We start from the raw sequence: 20,484 nt of genomic DNA, 5'->3' as shown, positions 1-20,484 counted from the left end.
GCCATCATCCCACCGGTTCGCCGATCAGCGACCCACCCGAGCCCTGGAGCTGGGCGCGCAGCTCCGGGGTCAGGATCTGGCCCACCCGATCGACGAGCATCGTCATCTCGTAAGCGACCTGACCGATGTCGCAGTTGGGGGCGGCGAGCACAGCCAGGCAGGATCCGTCGCTGATCGACATCAGCACCATGATCCCCAGCTCCATCTCGACCACCGTCTCGTTCACCGCGCCGGCCTCGAAGCAGCGCGCGGCGCCCTGCGTGAGGCTGACCAGTCCCGACGCGACCGCGGCGAGCTGGTCGGCCCGATCGAGCGGGAGCCGGTTCGACGCGGACAGCAGCAGGCCGTCCGCCGAGACGACCACCGCGTGCGCCACGCCGGGTACTCGCTCGGCGAAGTCGTTGACCAGCCAGCCGAACTGATTCTGCGTCGGCTGAGCGCTACTCGGCGAGGTCATTCACCCTCCAGTGTCTCGTGGTTCTTCTCGGTCGCCCGAGCGTTGCGGTGGCGTCCGCGCTCGATGCCCTGCTGGAAACTGCGCAGGCGACCGCGTACGTCGTGTGCGTCGCGTTGTGGCCGGGGGGCCGTGCCCCCGGTGGGTGGTGCGGCGCTGCCCGGGAGCAGCTGCTCCCCGCGACGGCGCCGGGGCAATCCTGCCGAAGTGAACGTCGCGGGCGCCGACTGGGAGACCGCTTGCACGGCCCGCCAGCCCTCGTCCGGCCCGAAGTTCCACTCCGCGGTCGCCTCCAGGGCGGTTTCCTCCCGGCGGAGCGCCGGGGGGATCTCCTGGTGGTCGGCCGGCTCTCCGGCCGGGCCGGACTGCCTGGTCGGCAGCGCCGGGGCCGGTCGGCCGGTCTCTTGGCCTGGTCGCCCGCCCTGCTGCGGCAGATCTTGCTGCTGCGGCAGCTCTTGCTGCTGCGGCGGCTGCTGCTCGCCCGGGTACTGGCCGGGCTGCTGCTCTCCCGGGCGTTGACGGCCCGGCTGGCCGGGCTGCCGGTAGGCCGCCGGCGGGACCGGGTGCCGTCCCGGCTCCTGGAAGCCCGGTGGCCGCCCCTGCCCCGGCTGCGGCGGTTGCCCGCCGAACTGCCGCGGCAGGGAGAACTGCCCCGGACCGGGCGGGGGGAAGGCGCCAGGCTGGTACGGCGCCTGCCGGGGTTGCTGCTCGCCGGGCTGGTAAGCCGCCGGTTGCCCATTGGGCTGCTGCTCACCGGGTCGGAACGCTGCGGGCTGGCCGTTGGGCTGGCCGCTGGGCTGGCCTCCGTTGGGCTGCTGCCTGACGGGCTGGTGGAACCCCGAAGGCTGACCCTGGCGCTGGTCGCCGGGCTGCTGCTCGCGGGGGTACTGCTCGCGAGGCTGACCGTCGGGCGGCTGGAACGCCGCCCGCTGCGGTGCCCGGCCGCCGGAGTACCGAGCCGCCTCCTGCTCGTCCGGGGAGAGCTGTTCTCCCGGCTGCCCGCCGAACTGCCGGAACGCCCCCGGCTGGGCCGGTTGCTGCCCTTCCGGTGTCCGCTGGTCTCCCGGCTGCCCCCCGAACTGCTCGAACGCCGGCGGCCGGCCCTCGGAATACTGCGCCGCAGACCGCCGACCCGGCAGCTGGGTCCCGGGCCGTCCGTTCGGCTGCTGCTCGCCCGGCTGCTCACCGAACTCCTGCGGCCTGGCCGACTGCATGCCGCCCGGCTGCGGCTCGCTGGGCTGGTGCCCGGCCGCGTTCAGGCCGCCCGGCTGCTGCGCCGCGGGCTGCTCACCTGACTGCTGCGGTCCGCGCGCCCGCAGGCCGCCCGGCTGCCGGTCGCCGGACTGCTGCTCGTCGGACCGCTCCTGCTCGCCCGAGTGCAAGCCACTCGGCTGCTCGCCGGACTGCTCCTCGCCAGACCGCTGCTGCCCGCCCGAATGCGGGCTGCCCGGCTGCTGTTCCGGCTGCTGCAGGCCGACCGGCTGGTCTGCCTGGGCGTTGTCCGGCTCCTGCGGCGAATCCGTGCCCGCGGCGGCGGCCTGGCGGGCTTCCTCGCGGCCTCGGGTCACGCCCTGCTGGAAGCTGCTCAGGCGGCCGCGGACGTCCGCCGGGTCGCGGACCGGGAGGTCCGAGCGGGCCGGGGCCGGTGACAGGGGCGGCGGGCTCGAGGTCGCGCTGCCCGGCATCAGCTGCTCGCCGCGGCGGCGGCGCGGGAGGCCCGCGTCGGTGAACGCCGTCGGTTCGGCCTTCGTGACCGCCTGGACCGTGCGGAACTCTTCGTCGCTCGCGAAGTCCCAGCTGCGGCCCTCCGGCTCGTCTTCCGGTACCGCTTCTTCGGCGACCGGTTCCTCTTCGGCGACCGCGGGAGCCGGCACCTTCTCGGCGGGCTTGTCCTCGCGGAACCACGCCGACAGCATCTCGTCGAAGATCGGCGTCGTCTCGGAGCGGTCCGGCGCCGGGGCCGGGGCCGGCTTGGCCGCGGGCGCCGGCTTCCCGGTCGCGTGCCGCCACCAGTCGCTGAGCGTGGTTTCGTTGGCGGAGAACAGGTCCTTGCCCGAGGGCAGGTCGTCGTGGCGCGGCGGCTGCGGCACCGGCAGCACCGCGGGCACCGGCGGCAGGGTCGGGCGCGGCGGCGGGGCCGGGTCGTCCTTCGGGATCGGGGCGAACAGGTCCGTCCCGGAGATCTCCAGGTCCGTCGGCGGCCGCTCGGCCTTGGGGCCGTGGCCGTTGGCCAGCCCGGCGAGGTCGCTGGCCGAGGGCCAGCGCTCCTCCCCCATCGGCGGCTGCTGCGGGACCACCGGCTGCGGGCGGGAGTTGCCGTTGACCTGGCGGCGCGGCAGCTGCGAGCCCGCGGGCGGGCTCAGCGGCGACTGCTGCAGCGTGCCGATCGGGCCGGTCAGCGGGCCGTCGGTCGCCGGCATCACCAGCTCCGCCGGGACCACGACGGTGGCCCGGACGCCGACGATGTCCTTGCCGCCGTGCAGCGAGACGCCGATCCGGTGCCTGCTGGCCAGCCGGCCGACCACGAACAGGCCCATCCGGCGCGACGTCGCCAGGTCGACCGACCCGGCCTCGGTCAGCCGGGTGTTCGCCTCGGTGACCTCGGCCTCGTTCATGCCGATGCCCTTGTCGAGGATGTCGATGTTGAGCGAGCCGTCCTCGGCCAGCCGCGACGCCACCGTCACCGACGTCTCCGGCGCGGAGAACGCGGTCGCGTTGTCCAGCAGCTCGGCCACCAGGCGCATCAGGTCGCTCGCGGCGTACCCGACGACCCGCGCCGGGGGCGGCGGCTGCACCTGGACCCGCTGGTACTGCTCGATCTCCGACACCGCGGCGCGGAGCATGTCGGTGGTGCCGACCGGCTTGCCGGACCGGCGGCCCGGCTCGGCGCCGGAGAGGACCATCAGGTTCTCGTTGTTGCGCCGCATCCGGGTGGCGAGGTGGTCGAGCTGGAACAGCGTCGCGAGCTGGTCGGCGTCCTCCTCGTCCCGCTCGAGCTGCTCGATCAGCTGCAGCTGCCGTTGCACCAGGCTCTGGCTGCGCCGCGACAGGTTGACGAACACGCTGCCGTAACCGGTGCGCATCGCGGCCTGCTCGGTCGCCAGGCGCAGCGCCTGGTGGTGCACCTTGTCGAAGGCGCGGGCCACTTCGCCGACCTCGTCGTCGGTGCGCACCGGCACCGGGGTGACGTCGGTGCCCTGCGCGCGGCCTTCCTGGATGTTGCGGACGGCCTCCGGCAGCGCGGTCTCGGCGACGTCGAGGGCGCTGCGCCGCAGCACCTTCAGCGAGCGCAGCAGCTGGCGGGTGATGAGGAAGACGACCGCGACGGCGAGCACCATGGTGGCGAACAGCAGCACGGCGAGCAGCCCGGCCCCGCTGCTGGCCTCCTCGACCAGCCGCGACGACGTGTCCGACGCCGTCGTGCCGAGCCGGTCGGCGACCTGGGCGATCTGCGTCCGCATCGCCGTGGACGCGGCGTTCCAGTCGGTCGCGGACAGGGAGCGGAAGGCGTCGCGTGCGGAGTCGGGCTGCACGCCGAGCACGGATTCGACCATCCGGGCGCGGCTCTGCGCCTGCGTGCCCTCGGCGATCGCCGCGAAGTCGCGCTGCAGCGAGTCGCCCGCCGCGGACCGGAAGTCGACGAGCCGGTCGGCCAGCCGCAGCTCGGCGGCGCGCAGGGTGGCCAGCTCGCTCGGCGAGAGTGCGCCGCGGTTGATGCCGTAGGACACCATCGCCTGGCTGAGCGACACCTGCTCGCCCGCGACGAGCAGCTCGTGCAGCCCGGCGGGCGTGCCGCCGAGGGTGCCGTCACCGGCGCCCGCGGTGGCCGCGGTGTCGAGGCCGATCAGCGCGCTGGTGACGCCGGAGTAGGCGGTGACGGCCTGGCCCGGGTCGAGCTGGCCGCCGTCGACCTGGCGGCGGAGGAAGCCGAGGTTGTTGACCTGCGCGGTGGCCGCGCCGGCGGCACCGGCCACGCCGGGCTCGATGGCGGACGCGCGGGCCTGGGCGTCGGTGAACGGGACGACCGCGGCGTCGGCCGCCTTGCGGGCCGCCGACAGCTCGGGCGTGCCGCCGACGGTGCCCTCGGCGAGCATCGCGGCGGTGACCGTGCGCTCCTGCTGCAGCGCGGCGGTGAGCGCGCGCACCTGGCCGCCGAGGGTGACCAGGCGGTCGAGCCGCTGGTAGTCGTCCGAGCGGCCGACCTGGCCGGCGATCGTCGTGATGCCGAGCACCATCGCGAGCGCGATGGGCACGACGGTGACGGCCGAAAGCTTGACGGGGAGGCTCCAGTCGCGCCAGCGCACCAGCGCCTGCCAGACGGCCTTCCCCTTCGACCGCCGGGGTGCTCGGCCGAGCAGTTCCCCGACGGGCACCTGACCTTCTCCTGCAACGGTCACGTGAGTGACTCCCTGTCCGGCGTCATGGATCCGCGTCGGCCGCACGGCGTCCCGGCTCGCGGCGTTCCGGCGGGCGGTCGTGCCGCCACCGCCCAGCCGCTCCCCGGGCCCCCTCGCACGTCCCCGGCTGCCCCTCCGGCCGCGCGCAGCAGGCACCGTCCCGAGGTCCCGTGCCCGGGACTCTGCACGTGCACGGCGCAAGTTGCGGTCTGCACGGTCGTCGAGATCAACTTAATCGGTGCCAATCGGATCGCTGCGGTCAGCTGGGCCAAAGAATCGTACCCCCGCGGCCAGACCGGTCAATTTTGTTCCCGATTCGTGCGCTGACCTGCGAAAAGTAGTTTCCGGCCCGGTAGTGGGCGGACTCATTCTGCACGGTCGGGGGCGGAAGAGGGAATTCCGGTTACCGGACGCGCTGGCCGTTGGCGTCCGGCCGTCACCCGATTAGCCCACCCAGCGCAATCACATCCCTCGGACGATCTACACTCAGTACCCCCATCGGGTGGGTCAAGTGGCAAGGTGTGCCCGATGTTGTGGCGTTCCGGCCGACCGTCGCCCGACCTGGTGATTCCTTTCGGGACCCCGCATTGACCAGTGGATCTTCTCCGCCACGCCCGCTGCCGGGCGACCCTCTCCAAGGCGACCGCAGGCCCCTTCGGACACTCTGAGTGACAGATGACTACCCGAGTCCGGTGCGAATACCCCGTTCGCCGCAGCGAACACCAATGACGACAGCACGCCGTCACAATTCTTTTCATCATTACGGGTGATCGACGCGTGATCATGTAGCAGCTGCGGTTTCGACACTTTCGACAGGAAAACGAATACCGCGCCGCAGCGGTTCGTAAACGCCCGGCCGCCTTTCCGTACCGCCGGACGGCCTAGTTACGATGTGCGCCTCGCAGTCCGCAAGGGCGGCCCGGCGCCCTGCTCAGCAGGCTCCCCGGTGCTCCGCCGCCACGGAAGGCTTTCTGCCGGAGGCAACCCATGTACGACGTCGCGCGCCCCGTGACGGGCAACGCCCTGGAGGAGACCGGCCAGATGCCGGCCCTGTTCACCGGGGACCGCCCGCCGGGCGCCCACCGCCAGACCCGGCCCCGCTCGGGTCCCGACTACCCCGCGATCCAGGCCGGGCGCGAGTTCACCGCGCTGCGCCGCCGGTTCCGGGCGTTCGTCTTCCCGATGAGCCTCGCCTTCTTCGCCTGGTACATGACCTACGTGCTGCTGGCCGCCTACGCGCACGACTTCATGAGCACCAAGGTGTTCGGCCAGGTCAACGTCGGCATCCTGCTCGGCATCGGCCAGTTCGCCAGCACCGCGCTGGTCACCTGGCTCTACCTGCGCTACGCCCGCCGCCACCTCGACCCGCGCGTGGCCGAGCTCCGGGCCCTCGAGGGCCTGACCGAAGGGACGCCCCGATGACAGCACCGTCGGTACCGGCCGTGCTCGCCGCGGGCACCCCCGCCAGCGACCCGATCGTCAACACCGCCGTGTTCGCCCTGTTCGTGGCGATCACGCTGTACGTCGTCTACCGGGCCAGCTCCCGGAACTCCTCGACGTCGGACTACTACGCCGCGGGCAGCGCGTTCACCGGCCGCCAGAACGGCATCGCGCTCTCGGGCGACTTCCTGTCGGCGGCGTCGTTCCTCGGCATCGCCGGCGCCATCGCGATCCACGGCTACGACGGCTTCCTCTACTCGATCGGGTTCCTCGTCGCGTGGCTGGTGGACCTGCTGCTGATCGCGGAGCTGCTGCGCAACACCGGCCGGTTCACGATGGGCGACGTCCTGAGCTTCCGGATGAAGCAGCGCCCGGTCCGCGCCGCGGCGGCGACCTCGACCCTGGTCATCTCGTTCTTCTACATGCTGGCCCAGATGGCGGGCGCCGGCGGCCTGGTGGCGCTGCTGCTCAACGTGCACTCCAAGCTCGGCCAGGCGCTGGTGATCGGCGTCGTCGGCCTGGTCATGGTGCTGTACGTGCTGGTCGGCGGGATGAAGGGCACCACGTGGGTGCAGATCATCAAGGCGACGATCCTGCTGATGTGCGGCGTGCTGCTGACGGTGTTCCTGTTCGGCAAGTTCGGCTTCGGGTTCTCGAACCTGCTGTCCTCGGCGGCCGAGAACAGCCCGCTCGGCGAGAAGCTCCTCGAGCCGGGCGGCTCCTACGGCAAGAACGGCACCACGAAGCTCGACTTCGTGTCGCTGGCGCTGGCCCTGGTGCTCGGCGCGGCGGCCCTGCCGCACGTGCTGATGCGCTTCTACACGGTGCCGAACTCGCGCGAAGCGCGGCGAAGCGTCGTCTGGGCGACGGCGTGCATGTTCGTGTTCTACCTGTGCACGCTGGTGATCGGCTTCGGCGCGGCCGCGCTGGTCGGCGCGGACGAGATCAAGGGCGCCCCGGGCGGCGAGAACTCCGCGGCGCCGCTGCTGGCGCTGCACGTCGGCGGGACGCTGCTGCTCGGCATCATCGCCGCGGTGGCGTTCGCGACGATCCTGGCCGTGGTGGCCGGGCTGACGATCACCGCGTCGGCCTCGTTCGCCCACGACGTCTACGCGAACATCTTCAAGCGCGGCAAGGCGGACCCGGCCGACGAGGTCCGGGTGGCCCGGCTGACCGCGATCGTGGTCGGCGCGCTGGCCATCGTCGGCGGCGTGCTGGCCAACGGGCAGAACATCGCGTTCCTGGTGGCGCTGGCCTTCGCCGTCGCCGCGTCGGCGAACCTGTCGACGCTGCTGTACTCGCTGTTCTGGAAGCGGTTCAACACGACCGGCACGCTCTGGGGCATCTACGGCGGCCTGATCGCCTGCCTGCTGCTGGTGGTCTTCTCCCCGGTGATGTCGGGTGCGTCGGACTCGATCATCAAGGGCGTCGACTTCGCCTGGTTCCCGCTGAAGAACCCGGGCCTGATCTCGATCCCGTTCTCGTTCCTCTGCGGGTTCGTCGGCACGCTCGTCGGCAAGCCGAAGGCGGACGCCGAGAAGCACGCCGAGATGGAGGTCCGGTCCCTCACGGGCATCGGCAGCTAGCCCCCCTGGGCGGCCTGCGTCACGCGCGCAGGCCGTCCAGGATCACCCGCAGCACCAGCTTTCCCTCTTCCGGGCTGCAGTTGCGCACGGCCATGCCGGCGCCGTGGCCCAGCCGCAGGACATCGGCGCCGGTGATGTCGGCGCGGACGAGACCGGCGGCCTGCGCGGCCTCGACCAGCGTCCCCGTCGCCCCGCGCAGCCGCTTCTGGCAGTACTGGAACGTCTCGGACCCGGAGTCGATGGACTCCTTGAGGATCGCGGCCAGCTTGTGCCGCTCGACGACCCAGGTGACCTGCTCCCCCAGCCAGGCTTCCAAGGCCTCCCACGGCGCCAGCTCGTCGTGCAGCACGAGCGCCCGATCGGCCAGCAGGCTGATCTCGTCCCGGTAAACGGTCTCGATCAGCTGCTCCCGCGTCGGGAAGTGCCGGTACAACGTGCCCGCGCCGACGCCGGCCGTCTTCGCGATGTCGTCCAGCGGGACGTCGGCGCCATGCTCGGCGAACAGCACCTTGGCCGTCGCCACGATGCGCTCGTAGTTGCGCCGTGCGTCCGCGCGCATCGGGCGCTCCGCGTCGTCCCTCGGCATCCCGGCCTCCTCGCCCTTAACCGGAGAGATTCTCCGAATTCACTTGCGCATCCGGAGACAGTCTCCATATTATCGCGTCGTACCAAGTGGAGAAACTCTCCGCTTACCTTCGTGCTCCTTGGGGGAGTATCTCTTGTCCCAGCAGACGATCCATCCTGCGGTGGAGCCTGCCCCGGCCCGCCGCGGCGGGCTGGTCCTGGCGATCATCCTCACCTGCCAGCTCATGCTCGTCCTCGACGCGACGGTGATGAACGTCGCGCTCCCGCGCATCCAGTCCGACCTGGGGTTCTCCGCCACCGGCCTGTCCTGGGTGATGACCGCCTACAGCCTGGTCTTCGGCGGCCTGCTGCTGCTCGGCGGCCGTGCGGGCGACCTGTTCGGCCGGCGGCGGATGTTCGTGGCCGGCACCGCCGTGTTCACCCTCGCCTCGCTCGCCGGCGGCCTGGCCGGGACGGCCGAGCTGCTCATCGCCGCCCGCGTCCTGCAGGGGGTCGGCGCCGCGATGGCCGGCCCGAGCACCCTGGCGCTGGTCGCGACCACGTTCACCGAGGCCAAGGCCCGGGTGCGGGCCCTGGCGCTGTTCTCGGCGATGTCCAGCGGCGGGTTCGCCATCGGCCTGATCGTCGGCGGCCTGCTCACCGAGTGGATCTCCTGGCGCGCGGCGCTGTTCATCAACGTGCCGTTCGGCCTGGCGATCGTGCTGCTCGCGCCGCGGTTCGTACCCGAGCCGGAGCGTCGGCACGCGCACCTCGACCTGCCCGGCGCGATCACCGGCACGCTCGGCGTCGGCGCGCTCGTGTTCGCCTTCACCCACGCCGCGTCCGACGGCTGGGGCGACCCGGTGACGCTCGGCTCGCTCGCCGGCGGCCTGCTCCTGCTGGCCGGGTTCGTCGCCATCGAAGCGCGGACGGCGCTGCCGCTCGTCCCGCTCCGGCTGTTCGCCGACCGCAACCGCAGCGCGGCCTACGTCAACTTCTTCCTCGGGCCGATGGCCATGATGTCGATGTTCTTCTTCCTCACCCAGTTCATGCAGGACATCCGGCACTTCGCCGCGCTGGCCACCGGGTTCGCGTTCCTGCCGATGGCGGTGCTGATCTTCACGATGAGCCGGCTCGTGCCGCGGCTGCTCCCCCGCTACGGCCCGAAGCCGCTCGCCGTCACCGGGGCGGTGCTGATGGTCGCCGGGGCCGGCTGGCTGGGGCTGCTCACGACGGACAGCGCGTACTTCCCCGCCCTGCTCGGGCCGCTGCTGCTGATGGGCCTCGGCGGCGGGCTGGGGTTCGCGCCGCTCAACGTGATCGTCATGGCCACCGTGCCCGCCGAGGACGCCGGGGCCGCGGGCGGCGTGCTGCAGACGATGCAGCAGGTCGGCGCCACGCTCGGGCTCGGCATCCTGATCACGGTGTTCGGCTCGGCCACCCGCTCGGCGGCGGCCTCCGGGGTGACCGGGGCGCAGCTCACGGTCGACGGCATGACCGCGGCGTTCGTCACGGCCGCGGCGGTGGCCGCGGGCACGGTCCTGGTGGCGCTGACCTTCCGGCGGGTTACAGCTTCTGGCCGGCCTTGACCTTGTGCGTCACCTTGCGCTCGACGAGGAACGAGACGAACGGGACGCAGCCGGCCAGCAGCACCAGCACGGTGCCCTTGATCGACCAGCGGGCCTTGATGGCCAGGTCGATGGTCAGCACCAGGTAGATCATGTACAGCACACCGTGGATCGGCGAGTACACCGCGGACGGCGTCGGGTTGCCGAAGCCGTAGCGCAGCACCATCACGAAGCACAGGCCGAGCAGGCCGACGCCGGTGACGTAGGCGGCGGTGCGGAACCGGACCAGGGGGCCGGTGAGCGGGACCGCGGTCTGCGCGGCGCCGTCGGTGCGGGTGGTCATCGGGACGTCCTCACTTTGCGGCCTCACTCTGCGGCCTGCTGGTCGCGGGCGTTCAGCTCGCGCAGGTAACGGTTGTACGCGGCCAGCTCCTCGTCCTCGTCGTCCACCGGCGTTTTCACGTCGGGACGGGGGCGGGGAGCGGGCACTTCGGCGACGGGGACGGGTTCCGGGGCGGGTTCGGCCTCGGCCTTCTCCCGCAGCCGCCGGATCCGCCAGAACATGAAGGCCGGGAACAGCCCGAACAACGGCCACTGCAGGACGTAACCGAGGTTCTGGAAGGTGCCGTTCGCCGAGGTGAACCGGTCCCACTGCCACCAGGCGAGTCCGCAGCAGATCAGCAGGCTCACCAGGCACGTCGCGACGATCGCGATCCGGCGGCCCCAGGGGGACCCCGCCGGCGGAGGGGATGCTGGCACGAGCCCCAAGCTAGCACTGGGCGCGCGGAGGAGGCCCGGCCCCCGCCCTCTCCTCGGGGGGCGTCCCCAGTCCAGTTTATCGGCTACTGCCGTCGATTCCCGGATTCGCGGGTGATCCGGCACCGGTTGTCCACATTCGGCCGGCCCTGTGGATCGTTCGCGGTCAGCCTTGCTTGCGCACCGACTGGGCGGCCTTCGCGTAGCCGTCGGCCAGGCCGAACACCTTCTGCGCGTATTCGGTCGAGTTGTTGTAGGACAGGATGCCCGCCCACCAGCCCGACGGGCTCTGCATGTCGCGGTTGCCCGCGCACAGGTAGCGGGCCGCGGCGAGGGCGGCGTCGTCGATCTGCTGCGGGTCGCCGAGGCCGTCGCCGTTGCCGTCGGAGGCCCACTTGCGCCACGTGCTGGGGATGAACTGCATCGGCCCGACCGCGCGGTCGACCCCCGCGTCGCCGTCGTAGCGGCCGCCGTCGGTGTCGCCGATGGCCTGGACGCCGGACGAGCCGTCGAGCGGGACGCCGATGATGGGCTTCGACGGACGGCCGTCCGCGCCGAGGACGGCGCCGGAGTACTGGCCGTGGTTCGACTCGATGCGGCCGATGCCGGCGAGCGTCGCCCAGGAGATCTTGCAGTTCGGCTGGCTCGCCCGCATCGCCAGCTCGGCGTTGCCGTACGCGGCCAGCGCCCGGGCCGGGACACCGCTGGCCCCGGCGACCTGGCTCGCCCACTGCGAGAGCGTCGCCGGACCGGTCGTGCTGCGGGACTGGGCCTGCTGCGGCGCGGTCTGCTGGTCGGCGCCGCCCGCGACGGCACCGCCGGCCGGGGCGACCGACCCCGGGCGGACGTCGGCCGCCTTGACCTGCAGGGCGGGGATCTCGGTGGTGGTCGGGCTCGCCTCCGGCGTCGAAGCGCGGGTGACGAGCCAGACGCCGCCGCCGGCGACCACCAGCACGATAAGAACCACGATCAGCCGGGTGACCACCGCGAAGCCCGCGGAGCGCGGTGCCGGGGCGGCGGGGGCGGGCTCGTCGACGGAGTCGATCGGGTCGTCCTCGGTCTTTCCGGTACTCGTGCGCACGAAACTCCGGTCCTCCAGCATGGTTGTCGACGAAGGGTCAACGAGCCCGCGCAGGTTAGCGTTACGCGGGTCGCCGAGATCGTCTCACCACACCGGTTCACCCGGCCGAGTGAAGCCCGTCCCGTCAGGCGGACTTCTGCTGACGCGCGAGGCGCGCCACGCACCAGGCCGGGGCGCTGCCGCGGCGCAGGTGCTGGAGGACGGTCATCGGGCCGAGACGGCGGCTGAGGTCCGACGGCGAGAGTCCCGCCGCGCGGTAGTCGAGGGCCCGCTGGTCGAGCGGGCTGATGCCGGCGTCCCACCACTCCTCGGCCTCGGCGACGCCGCCGACCATCTGCCACCAGCCCGCGGCGGCGGTGAGAAGCTCTTCGGGCACTTCCGGCAGCCTGCGGCGCATCGCGTCGAGGTAACCGGGGTCGGCCGCTTCGACCTGGGCCCAGCGGGCGGAACCCGTCCGGGCACGCTGGCCGGGAATGCCCGGCGCCTGGGCGGGAATGTCGGCTCGCCACGCGGACGCGATGCGGTCGACCTCCTGCTCCTCGGGAGTCTGCTCGCGCTCGGCGGCCCACTGCCGGATCAACGCGTCCACTCCGGGATCTCCGGTCATCCCTGCCTCCTCATAGGTCCCCGACGGACAGGTCCTGACACCTGTCCCACGCGGCTGCGCCGCACGCACCCAAGTGCACCTTGCTGAGTGGAAACTGCCTGCGTACCGGGGGTCCCGAGGGGTACGGAGAACTACCCGATCACGCAATGTGAGCACCGTAGGGCCGGGGTGGTCCCCTTCGCCAGACCCCGGCAGGCACGAATTCGCCGACCTGCGCGTTTTCAGTCGCAATCCACCCGGATGGTCGAGCGTAGAGCCCGAAATCTGGGATTCGTGACGCTGAGTGATTTACCGTCCATTGGCACGCGCTGTCACCACCGAGACCGCCCGAATGCGGTGCCGGTTCACGAGACTGGCGCAGGATCAGGAAAAAAGCGTCCGGAAAAAGGTGACGATCGCCTCCGCGCCGTCCTTCAGCCACCCGAGGACGCGGTGGACGAAGTCGGCGGACTGGGTGGGCTGCGTGATCAGGAAGAACAGCACGAGCGCGACCACCCCCACGATGAGGATCTTCTTCACGCCGCTCGACATGTGCTTCCTCCCCGGCTCGCCGTTCCCGTCCGGGAGTGGCTGGATCCCTACTCTAGGAGAGGCGTACCCGGAAGACACGCCGATCACCCCCAGGGAGCCCCCATGTCGCGGAACGTGCTGGTCGAGCGGGACGGCCCAGTGACGACGATCACCCTCGACCGCCCGGCCGCCCGCAACGCCGTCGACGGCCCCACCGCCGCCGAACTGGCCGACGCGTTCCGCGCGTTCGACGCTGACCCCGAAGCCGCGGTCGCGGTGCTGACCGGCGCGGGCGGCGCGTTCTGCGCCGGCGCCGACCTCAAGGCCATCGGCACCGGCCGGATGAACCGGACCCACCCGGACGGGGACGGCCCGATGGGCCCGACCCGGATGAGACTCGGCAAGCCGGTGATCGCGGCCGTCCACGGGCACGCCGTCGCGGGCGGGCTCGAGCTGGCGCTGTGGTGCGACCTGCGGGTCGCGGACGCCACCGCCGTGTTCGGCGTCTTCTGCCGCCGCTGGGGCGTCCCGCTGATCGACGGCGGCACGGTGCGGCTACCGCGGCTGATCGGCCAGTCGCGGGCGATGGACCTGATCCTGACCGGCCGCCCGGTCGACGCCGACGAGGCGCTGGCCATCGGCCTGGCGAACCGCCTGGTCCCCGCGGGTGAAGCGGTGTCGGCGGCGCAGGAGCTGGCGCGGCAGCTGGCCGCGTTCCCGCAGACCTGCCTGCGCGGCGACCGCGCGTCAGCCCTGGCGCAGTGGGGGCTGTCGGAGGAGGACGCTCTGGCCGCGGAGTTCGGCGCGGCGCTGGACACGGGCGTGCTGACGGCCGAGGCGGCAGACGGCGCGGCGAGGTTCAGCGGCGGCGCGGGCCGCCACGGCAGCTTCGGCTGAGCGGCACGGGGCATCACCCGTGACCGGAGAGGCATCACCCGTGATTGAGGGGGCATCACCCGTGATGGGCGGGGCATCACCCTGATGCCCCGCGGCGCACGCGTGATGCCCGCCTGATCACGCGTGATGCCCGGCGGGGCACGCGAGATGCCCGCTCTGTGACCGGGCGTGCCTCCACCGGGTGGATCCCGGTTGGCCGGGGCGGATCCGGGCGCGCGGCCGATAGGGTCGGCGGATGGACGACGACGTCAGCAGAGTCGTGCTCCGGCCGGTCGCGGAGTCCGATCTCGACCTGCTGGAGCAGCTGACCAACGACCCGGTCGCGGCGGGCGCGCACCAGTGGTTCGGCTGGCACGACCCGAACTACCTGCACCGCCGCTGGCGGGAGACCGGGATGCTGACGGCCGAGACCGGCATGCTGGTGCCCACGCTCGGCGGGCGCCTGCTGGGCCTCGTCTCGTGGCACCGCAGCCGCAGCGGGCCGACGTCGTACTGCTGGAACATCGGGCTGGTGCTGGTCCCCGAAGCGCGCGGCCACGGCCACGGCACCGAGGCCCAGCGCCTGCTCGTCGAATACCTCTTCGCGCACACGCAGCTCAACCGCGTCGAAGCGACGACCGAGGTCGACAACCGCGCCGAGCAACGGGCCCTCGAGAAAGCCGGCTTCACCCGCGAAGGAATCCTTCGCGGCTACGGCTTCCGGGACGGCCAATGGCGCGACAACGTCATCTACTCGGTCGTGCGCTCCGATCTCGCGAAGAACTAGGCGATCGCGCCGGCCTCCCGGAGTGTCCCGAGATCCGTGACGCCCAGCTCGGCCAGCACGGCTTCCGTGTCGGATCCCTTGGTGCGCGGCGCTTCCGGTGTTTCCGGCGGCGTCCGGTCGAAGCGCGGCGCCGGGGCCGGCTGGACCAGGCCGCCGATCTCGACGAACGTGCCGCGGGCCGCGTTGTGCGGGTGGCCCGCCGCCTCCTGCGGCGACAGCACCGGCGTCAGGCAGGCGTCGGTGCCGTCGGCGCGGGCGACCAGGTCGTCGCGCGTGTGCTTGCCGATCGCCTCGGCGACGATCTCCCGCAGCTTCGGCCACTGCGTCTTGTCCACGTGCAGCGGCAGCTCCGCCGGGTCGAGCCCGAGCACCTTGACCAGGTCGCCCCAGAACCGCATCTCGATCGCGCCGACGGCGACGTACTTGCCGTCCGACGTCTCGTAGGTGTCGTAGAACGGGGCGCCGCCGTCGAGCATGTTGTCGCCGCGGCCGCCACCCCAGAGCCCGGCCGCCGCCATGCCGTGGAGGCTGGTGGTGAGCAGCGCGGCGCCGTCGACCATGGACGCGTCGACGACCTGGCCCTTGCCGGACGTGTTCCGCTCGTACAGCGCCGCGAGGACGCCCATCGCGAGCAGCAGCCCGCCACCGCCGAAGTCGCCGACGAGGTTGAGCGGCGGCACCGGCCGCTCCCCCGCGCGCCCGATCGGCTCGAGCGCACCGGAGATGCCGATGTAGTTGATGTCGTGGCCGGCCGCCGTGGCGAGCGGGCCGTCCTGGCCCCAGCCGGTCATCCGGCCGTAGACCAGCCGCGGGTTGCGGGCGTGCACGACGTCCGGGCCCAGCCCGATCCGCTCGGCGACCCCCGGGCGGAAGCCCTCGATGAGGACGTCGGCGGTGTCGCACAGCTTCAGCACCAGCTCGACACCCTCGGGGGTCTTGGTGTTGATCCCGACGGTCCGGCGGCCGCGGGCCAGCGGGTCGACCGGGAGGCCGAGCACGTCCTCCCCCGGGGTCGCGCGGTCGACGCGGACCACGTCGGCGCCGAGGTCGGAGAGGATCATCGTGGCGAACGGCCCGGGCGCGAGCCCGGCCAGTTCGACCACCTTCAGGCCGCTGAGCGGACCTGCCTTCATAGCGTGGTTCCTTTCAGAGCGAACGGGAGATGATTTCCTTCATGATCTCGCTGGTACCGCCGAAGATCCGCGAGATCCGGACGTCGGCCCAGGCCCGCGCGATCGGGTACTCGGACATGTAGCCGTAGCCGCCGAAGAGCTGCACGCAGTCGTCGATCACCTTGTTGACGCGCTCGGTGGTCCACAGCTTCGCCATCGCCGCGCCCTGGACGTCGAGCTCGCCCTTGAGGTGACGTTCGATGCACTGGTCGAGGAACGCCCGCGCGACGGCGGCCTCGGTGGCGGCCTCCGCGAGCTTGAACTTGGTGTTCTGGAAGGAAAAGATCGGCCGGCCGAACGCCGTGCGCTCCTTCGTGTACTCGAGCGTGAGGTCGACCGCCGCCTCCAGCCCGGCGACCGCGGTGACGGCGATGATCAGCCGTTCCTGCGGCAGCTGCAGCATCAGCTGGATGAAGCCCTGGCCCTCGGCGTCCCCGAGGAGGTTGGCGGCGGGCACGCGGACGTCGTCGAAGAACAGCTCGGCGGTGTCCTGGCCCTTGAGGCCGACCTTGTCGAGCACGCGGCCGCGGCGGAAGCCCGGGGTGTCGGTCTCGACGGCGATCAGCGAGACGCCCTGGGCGCCCGCGTCCGGGTCGGTCTTCACCGCGACGACGACGAGGTCGGCGTGGAAACCGTTGGTGATGAAGGTCTTCGCGCCGTTGATGACGTAGTGGTCACCGTCGCGCACCGCGCGGGTCTTGATGCCCTGCAGGTCCGAGCCGGTGCCCGGCTCGGTCATCGCGATCGCGCCGACCATCTCGCCACTGGCCATCTTCGGCAGCCACTCGCGCTTCTTCTCTTCGGAGGCGTACGCGCTCAGGTAGTGCGCGACGATTCCGTTGTGGACGGTCACGCCCCACGCGCTGTCGCCGGAGCGGGCCTGCTCCTCGTAGAGCACGGCCTCGTGCGCGAACGTGCCGCCACCGCCGCCGTACTCCTCGGGGATGGACAGGCACAGCAGGCCGACCTCGCCGGCCTTGTTCCACAGCTCGCGGTCGACCTTCTTGTCCGCCGCCCACCGCTCCTGGTGCGGGACGAGCTCCTTCTGCATGAACGACCGCGAGAGTTCGCGGAGGTCTTCGAGCTCGGTCGTGCTCCAGGAGCTCTTCGGGAGTTTCAGCGGCACGGGGACCCTCCTGCAGGACGAGTGCTGGAAAACATGACGAACAGCATGTAAGTTCTCTACGGAATGTACATCCGTACCGGCCTGTAGGTAAAGCAGGGAGGCCGCGTGACCGAGACGGCGCACCGCACCCAGGCGCAGCGGCGGGAGCAGACCCGCACGGCGCTGCTCGACGCCACCATCGGCTGCCTGGTGGACCTCGGTTACGCGCGCACCACCGTGCAGGAGATCTGCGCCCGCGCCGGGGTCTCCAAGGGCGCAGTGCAGCACCACTTCACCGCGAAGGCCGAGCTGATGGCGGCCGCGGTCGAGCACCTGACGACCAAGCTGCGCCACCAGCTCGCCGCCTCGCTCGGCAAGCTGCCCAGCGGCGGCACCGGCGTCGCCGCGGCGATCGACCTGCTGTGGACGGGCTACTCCGGCACGCTCTCGACCGCCGTCACCGAGCTGTGGGTCGCCGCCCGGACCGACCCCGAGCTGCGCGCGGCGATCCGCCCGGTCGACCGCGCGCTCGGGCGCGCGACCCTCGAGCACGTCACCCAGGTCGCCGGCGAGCTCCCGCCCGAACGCGCGGAGATGCTGTTCTGGCTCACCGTGAACCTGACCCGCGGGCTGGCGCTGGACGCCGAGCTCGGCGGCGACCCGAAGCGGCGGCGCCAGCTGCTCGAGGAGTGGAAGCGGATCGCCGTCCTGCTCTACCAGGACGCCACCACTGCGCCGACCTGACCAGCGCGGCACACCAGTGTCAGTTAACCCCTTATCCCGCAGGCGGATTCGTGGTCCAATCCCCGCAAAGAGGGAGATTTGATGACCGCCAGCGCGCCGCCTCCGTACCCTCCGCAGCCGTACTCCTACGGCCCGCCACCGATGCAGCGGCCGCAGCCGCCGGCCGACCCGGGTGGCCTCTTCCGGTTGCTCGCCGGGATCTTCGGCGCCCTCGCCGCCGTCCTGGTGCTGGTCGGGTCGTTCCTGCCGCAGACGACGTTCGAGCAGATCGTCAGCGGCAAGACCGAGAGCAGCCAGACGATCAGCGCGTGGTCACGGTCCTTCGGCGTCGAGCCGAGCGCCGAAGCAGCGAAGTTCTACGAGAACACGCACGTCGCGCACTACGGCATCCCGCTGTCGGTCGCGGCGGTGATCCTGCTGGCCGGTGCGGTGCTGGCGTTCGTCGGCGCCCGGCGCACGGCGAGCCCCGGCGTGCGCTCGGGCTCGCGGACGGCGCTGCTCGTCGGCGGCGCGGGCGTGGTCGCCGCGGTGTGGATGCTCGGCATGGACGTGTCGGCGACCATGAGCTACGAGTCCGACGACAACTCGATCAAGTCGCACTACTCGACGGGGACCGGCTTCTGGCTGCTGCTCGGCGCCGGCGTCCTCGCGGTGGCGGCCCTGGCGTTCGCCCTGCTGGCCGGACGGCGGGTGAAGGCACCCGCCGGTCCGCCGCCGAACCTGCACGGCAACCCGGGATACCCGCCCCAGCAGCAGTCGCGGCCGTACCCGGTCGGGCCGCAGCAGTCCGGCGGCTACCCGGTTTCGTCGCCGTACCCGGGTCAGCAGCCCTACAGTGCCCCGCAGTCGCAGCCGTTCCCCGCGCAGGGCCCGCCGTCGCAGCCGTTCCCCGCGCAGGGTTCGCACCCGTTCCCGGCGCAGAACCCGCCGTCCCAGCCCTTCCCGGCGCAGCAGCCCGAGGGAATCTACGAGGCGACGCAGGCCCAGTCGCATCCGGACGAGCCGCCCGCGGCGCCGACGTCGTCCCCGACCGAGCCGACCTACCAGCTCCCGCCGCTCAACCCGCCCAAAACGTGAAATAGATTCACATCGAGCTGGACAGCTGACGTACCGACGGTATGCTGTACTCGTCGGTAACCCCTGCGCGTCGCCGCGCGGAACGGAGACGTCATGACCAGCACGACCCCCGCGAACCCGGTCCACGACACCGCGCTCCCGCCGACCGTCGGCGGGGTCGCGGGTGCGCCGGCCACGGCCCGGGCGGCCCAGCTCGTCGCCCGGGTGGCCGGCGGCGCGGACTCGGCCCCGATCCGGATGCACGCGCCCTTCACCGGGCAGCCGATCGCGACCCTGCCCCAGGCCACCGACGCCGACATCCGCGCGGTGTTCGCCGACGCGCGGACCGCGCAGCGGGCGTGGGCGGAGCACTCCCCCGCCGAACGCGCCCGCGTGCTGACCAAGCTGCACGACCTGGTGCTCGCCAAGCAGGACGAGGTCCTCGACCTGGTCCAGGTCGAGGCGGGCAAGGCGCGGCTCGACGCGTTCGACGAGGTCAGTGCCACGGCACTCGTCGCGGCCTACTACGGCAAGCACGCGGCGAAGATCCTCGCCCCGCGCCGCGTCGCCGGGGTCATCCCCGGCCTGACCCGCGCCGGTGAGCTGCGGCACCCGAAGGGCGTCGTCGGCGTCATCTCGCCGTGGAACTACCCCCTGGCCCTCACCGCGATGGACGTCTTCCCGGCGCTCGCGGCCGGCAACGCCGTCGTGCAGAAGCCGGACAACCAGACCGCGCTTTCGGCGCTGTGGCTGCACGAGCTCGCCGAGGAGGCCGGGCTGCCGGCCGGGACCTGGCAGATCGTGCTGGGCCGCGGCTCGAAGATCGGCACCGCGCTCGTCGAGGAGTCGGACTACCTCTGCTTCACCGGGTCCACGCCGACCGGCAAGGAGCTGGCCGGGCAGGTGGCGAAGCGGCTGACGTCGTACTCGCTCGAGCTCGGCGGCAAGAACCCGATGATCGTGCTGCCCGACGCCGACGTCGCGAAGGCCGCGACGGGCGCGGTGACCGCGTGCTTCTCCTCGGCCGGGCAGCTGTGCGTGTCGGTCGAGCGGATCTACGTCCACGAGTCGATCCGCGAGGAGTTCACCCGCGCGTTCGTCGCCCGCACCGCGGCGGTGAAGCTCGGCGGCGCGCTGGACTATCACGCCCAGATGGGGTCGCTGACGTCGGAGGACCAGCTCGCGACGGTGACCGCGCACGTCGAGGACGCCCGCGCGAAGGGCGCGTCGGTGCTCACCGGCGGCCGCGCCCGGCCCGACCTCGGCCCGCTGTTCTACGAGCCGACCGTCCTCGCGGGAGTGACGCCGGAGATGGTGCCGTTCGCGGAGGAGACGTTCGGGCCGGTCGTCTCGATCTATGGCTACACCGACGTCACCGAGGCCATCGACCGCGCCAACGACACGGCGTTCGGGCTCAACGCCAGCGTCTGGTCGCGCAACGGCCACGCGGGCTGGGAGGTCGCGGCCCGGCTCAAGGCGGGCACGGTCAACGTCAACGAGGGTTACGCGGCGACGTTCGGCAGCGTCGGCGTCCCGATGGGCGGAATGAAGGACTCGGGCGTCGGCCGCCGCAACGGCGCCGAAGGCCTGCTGAAGTACACGGAGTCCCAGTCGATCGCGCTCCAGCGCGGCCTGGCCCTCCGCCCGCCGCGGGCGATCTCGGGTTCCCTGTGGTCCCGCGGTATGACCCTGGGCCTGAAGGCCCTCCGCCGCCTCCCCCGCTGACCCGATCGGTGTGATTGAAGAGTCATCACGCGTGATTTGAGGGTCGACACGGCGCA

The 20,484-nt window shown here is 72.1% G+C and carries 18 protein-coding genes; 8 read left to right on the top strand and 10 right to left on the bottom strand.

The window, feature by feature from the left end; all coding sequences use genetic code 11:
- Positions 1-4: 4 nt before the first annotated feature.
- Positions 5-457 carry a roadblock/LC7 domain-containing protein gene (locus ACIOD2_RS28330; protein ID WP_247063292.1) on the bottom strand — a complete coding sequence of 151 codons (453 nt, stop codon included), beginning with the start codon at positions 455-457 and terminating at the stop codon, positions 5-7.
- Positions 454-4,827: a nitrate- and nitrite sensing domain-containing protein gene (locus tag ACIOD2_RS28325; RefSeq protein WP_400546139.1), complete on the bottom strand. Its 4,374-nt coding sequence runs from the start codon at positions 4,825-4,827 to the stop codon at positions 454-456. Before ACIOD2_RS28325 ends, ACIOD2_RS28330 begins: the two co-directional genes overlap by 4 nt.
- A 1,011-nt stretch (positions 4,828-5,838) precedes the next feature.
- Here ACIOD2_RS28325 and ACIOD2_RS28320 point away from each other — a divergent pair.
- Positions 5,839-6,273: a DUF485 domain-containing protein gene (locus ACIOD2_RS28320; RefSeq protein ID WP_400544307.1), complete on the top strand. Its 435-nt coding sequence runs from the start codon at positions 5,839-5,841 to the stop codon at positions 6,271-6,273.
- Positions 6,270-7,877 (top strand): cation acetate symporter, encoded by a 1,608-nt coding sequence (locus tag ACIOD2_RS28315; RefSeq protein WP_400544304.1) that lies wholly within the window; start codon positions 6,270-6,272, stop codon positions 7,875-7,877. The genes ACIOD2_RS28320 and ACIOD2_RS28315 overlap by 4 nt, the downstream gene beginning before the upstream one ends.
- Before the next feature lie 19 nt (positions 7,878-7,896).
- On the opposite strand, the gene ACIOD2_RS28310 is transcribed toward ACIOD2_RS28315, so the two are convergent.
- Complete coding sequence (locus ACIOD2_RS28310; RefSeq protein WP_400544301.1) at positions 7,897-8,463, bottom strand: TetR/AcrR family transcriptional regulator; 567 nt, start codon at positions 8,461-8,463, stop codon at positions 7,897-7,899.
- Between the two features lie 133 nt (positions 8,464-8,596).
- Between ACIOD2_RS28310 and ACIOD2_RS28305 the strand changes: the two genes are divergently transcribed.
- Entirely contained in the window at positions 8,597-10,030 is a 1,434-nt protein-coding gene (locus ACIOD2_RS28305) for an MFS transporter (protein WP_400544298.1), read from the top strand.
- Here the strand turns inward: ACIOD2_RS28305 and ACIOD2_RS28300 are convergent.
- The 5 genes from ACIOD2_RS28300 to ACIOD2_RS28280 all read right to left on the bottom strand — a co-directional run bounded on the left by ACIOD2_RS28300 (position 10,008) and on the right by ACIOD2_RS28280 (position 12,984).
- Complete coding sequence (locus ACIOD2_RS28300; RefSeq protein WP_323333015.1) at positions 10,008-10,352, bottom strand: DUF3817 domain-containing protein; 345 nt, start codon at positions 10,350-10,352, stop codon at positions 10,008-10,010. The two genes, ACIOD2_RS28305 and ACIOD2_RS28300, sit on opposite strands and share 23 nt — an antisense overlap.
- 23 nt (positions 10,353-10,375) lie before the next feature.
- Positions 10,376-10,768: a hypothetical protein gene (locus ACIOD2_RS28295; protein ID WP_400544295.1), complete on the bottom strand. Its 393-nt coding sequence runs from the start codon at positions 10,766-10,768 to the stop codon at positions 10,376-10,378.
- 163 nt (positions 10,769-10,931) lie between these two features.
- Positions 10,932-11,846 carry a lytic transglycosylase domain-containing protein gene (locus tag ACIOD2_RS28290; protein ID WP_400544292.1) on the bottom strand — a complete coding sequence of 305 codons (915 nt, stop codon included), beginning with the start codon at positions 11,844-11,846 and terminating at the stop codon, positions 10,932-10,934.
- Positions 11,847-11,970: 124 nt separating this feature from the next.
- Complete coding sequence (locus ACIOD2_RS28285) at positions 11,971-12,453, bottom strand: helix-turn-helix transcriptional regulator (protein WP_400544289.1); 483 nt, start codon at positions 12,451-12,453, stop codon at positions 11,971-11,973.
- A 363-nt stretch (positions 12,454-12,816) separates the two neighbouring features.
- On the bottom strand, positions 12,817-12,984 hold the full coding sequence (locus ACIOD2_RS28280) for a hypothetical protein (RefSeq protein WP_323333010.1): 168 nt from the start codon (positions 12,982-12,984) through the stop codon (positions 12,817-12,819).
- Between the two features lie 102 nt (positions 12,985-13,086).
- On the opposite strand from ACIOD2_RS28280, the gene ACIOD2_RS28275 reads away from it, so the two are divergent.
- Positions 13,087-13,860, top strand: coding sequence for a crotonase/enoyl-CoA hydratase family protein (locus tag ACIOD2_RS28275; RefSeq protein WP_400544285.1), 774 nt, complete (start codon positions 13,087-13,089; stop codon positions 13,858-13,860).
- A 235-nt stretch (positions 13,861-14,095) separates the two neighbouring features.
- The gene (locus ACIOD2_RS28270) at positions 14,096-14,626 is read left to right on the top strand and encodes a GNAT family N-acetyltransferase (RefSeq protein WP_400544282.1); all 531 of its coding nucleotides are present in this window, start codon (positions 14,096-14,098) and stop codon (positions 14,624-14,626) included.
- Here the strand turns inward: ACIOD2_RS28270 and ACIOD2_RS28265 are convergent.
- Complete coding sequence (locus ACIOD2_RS28265) at positions 14,623-15,759, bottom strand: CaiB/BaiF CoA transferase family protein (protein WP_400544279.1); 1,137 nt, start codon at positions 15,757-15,759, stop codon at positions 14,623-14,625. The two genes, ACIOD2_RS28270 and ACIOD2_RS28265, sit on opposite strands and share 4 nt — an antisense overlap.
- Positions 15,760-15,772: 13 nt before the next feature.
- Positions 15,773-16,924, bottom strand: coding sequence for an acyl-CoA dehydrogenase family protein (locus ACIOD2_RS28260; protein ID WP_400544276.1), 1,152 nt, complete (start codon positions 16,922-16,924; stop codon positions 15,773-15,775).
- 105 nt (positions 16,925-17,029) lie between these two features.
- On the opposite strand from ACIOD2_RS28260, the gene ACIOD2_RS28255 reads away from it, so the two are divergent.
- The 3 genes from ACIOD2_RS28255 (at position 17,030) to ACIOD2_RS28245 (ending at position 20,428) form a co-directional block, all read left to right on the top strand.
- Positions 17,030-17,647 (top strand): TetR/AcrR family transcriptional regulator, encoded by a 618-nt coding sequence (locus tag ACIOD2_RS28255; RefSeq protein WP_400544273.1) that lies wholly within the window; start codon positions 17,030-17,032, stop codon positions 17,645-17,647.
- A gap of 81 nt (positions 17,648-17,728) precedes the next feature.
- Positions 17,729-18,724 (top strand): hypothetical protein, encoded by a 996-nt coding sequence (locus tag ACIOD2_RS28250; protein WP_400544270.1) that lies wholly within the window; start codon positions 17,729-17,731, stop codon positions 18,722-18,724.
- Positions 18,725-18,817: 93 nt separating this feature from the next.
- Positions 18,818-20,428 carry a succinic semialdehyde dehydrogenase gene (locus ACIOD2_RS28245; protein WP_400544267.1) on the top strand — a complete coding sequence of 537 codons (1,611 nt, stop codon included), beginning with the start codon at positions 18,818-18,820 and terminating at the stop codon, positions 20,426-20,428.
- Positions 20,429-20,484: the final 56 nt, after the last annotated feature.

It is taken from the genome of Amycolatopsis sp. NPDC088138 (genome assembly GCF_044741685.1).
GTDB lineage: Bacteria > Actinomycetota > Actinomycetes > Mycobacteriales > Pseudonocardiaceae > Amycolatopsis.
The sequence above is the reverse complement of the archived record's forward strand: the minus strand, read 5'-3'. Positions and strand labels throughout refer to the sequence as shown.

Excerpts from the sequence above, each read along its gene's own strand:
- ACIOD2_RS28330 (WP_247063292.1), bottom strand. The coding sequence starts at position 457 with ATGACCTCGCCGAGTAGCGCTCAGCCGACGCAGAATCAGTTCGGCTGG.
- ACIOD2_RS28320 (WP_400544307.1), top strand. The coding sequence starts at position 5,839 with ATGTACGACGTCGCGCGCCCCGTGACGGGCAACGCCCTGGAGGAGACC.
- ACIOD2_RS28315 (WP_400544304.1), top strand. The coding sequence starts at position 6,270 with ATGACAGCACCGTCGGTACCGGCCGTGCTCGCCGCGGGCACCCCCGCC.
- ACIOD2_RS28310 (WP_400544301.1), bottom strand. The coding sequence starts at position 8,463 with ATGCCGAGGGACGACGCGGAGCGCCCGATGCGCGCGGACGCACGGCGC.
- ACIOD2_RS28300 (WP_323333015.1), bottom strand. The coding sequence starts at position 10,352 with ATGACCACCCGCACCGACGGCGCCGCGCAGACCGCGGTCCCGCTCACC.
- ACIOD2_RS28285 (WP_400544289.1), bottom strand. The coding sequence starts at position 12,453 with ATGACCGGAGATCCCGGAGTGGACGCGTTGATCCGGCAGTGGGCCGCC.
- ACIOD2_RS28280 (WP_323333010.1), bottom strand. The coding sequence starts at position 12,984 with ATGTCGAGCGGCGTGAAGAAGATCCTCATCGTGGGGGTGGTCGCGCTC.
- ACIOD2_RS28275 (WP_400544285.1), top strand. The coding sequence starts at position 13,087 with ATGTCGCGGAACGTGCTGGTCGAGCGGGACGGCCCAGTGACGACGATC.
- ACIOD2_RS28270 (WP_400544282.1), top strand. The coding sequence starts at position 14,096 with ATGGACGACGACGTCAGCAGAGTCGTGCTCCGGCCGGTCGCGGAGTCC.
- ACIOD2_RS28265 (WP_400544279.1), bottom strand. The coding sequence starts at position 15,759 with ATGAAGGCAGGTCCGCTCAGCGGCCTGAAGGTGGTCGAACTGGCCGGG.
- ACIOD2_RS28250 (WP_400544270.1), top strand. The coding sequence starts at position 17,729 with ATGACCGCCAGCGCGCCGCCTCCGTACCCTCCGCAGCCGTACTCCTAC.
- ACIOD2_RS28245 (WP_400544267.1), top strand. The coding sequence starts at position 18,818 with ATGACCAGCACGACCCCCGCGAACCCGGTCCACGACACCGCGCTCCCG.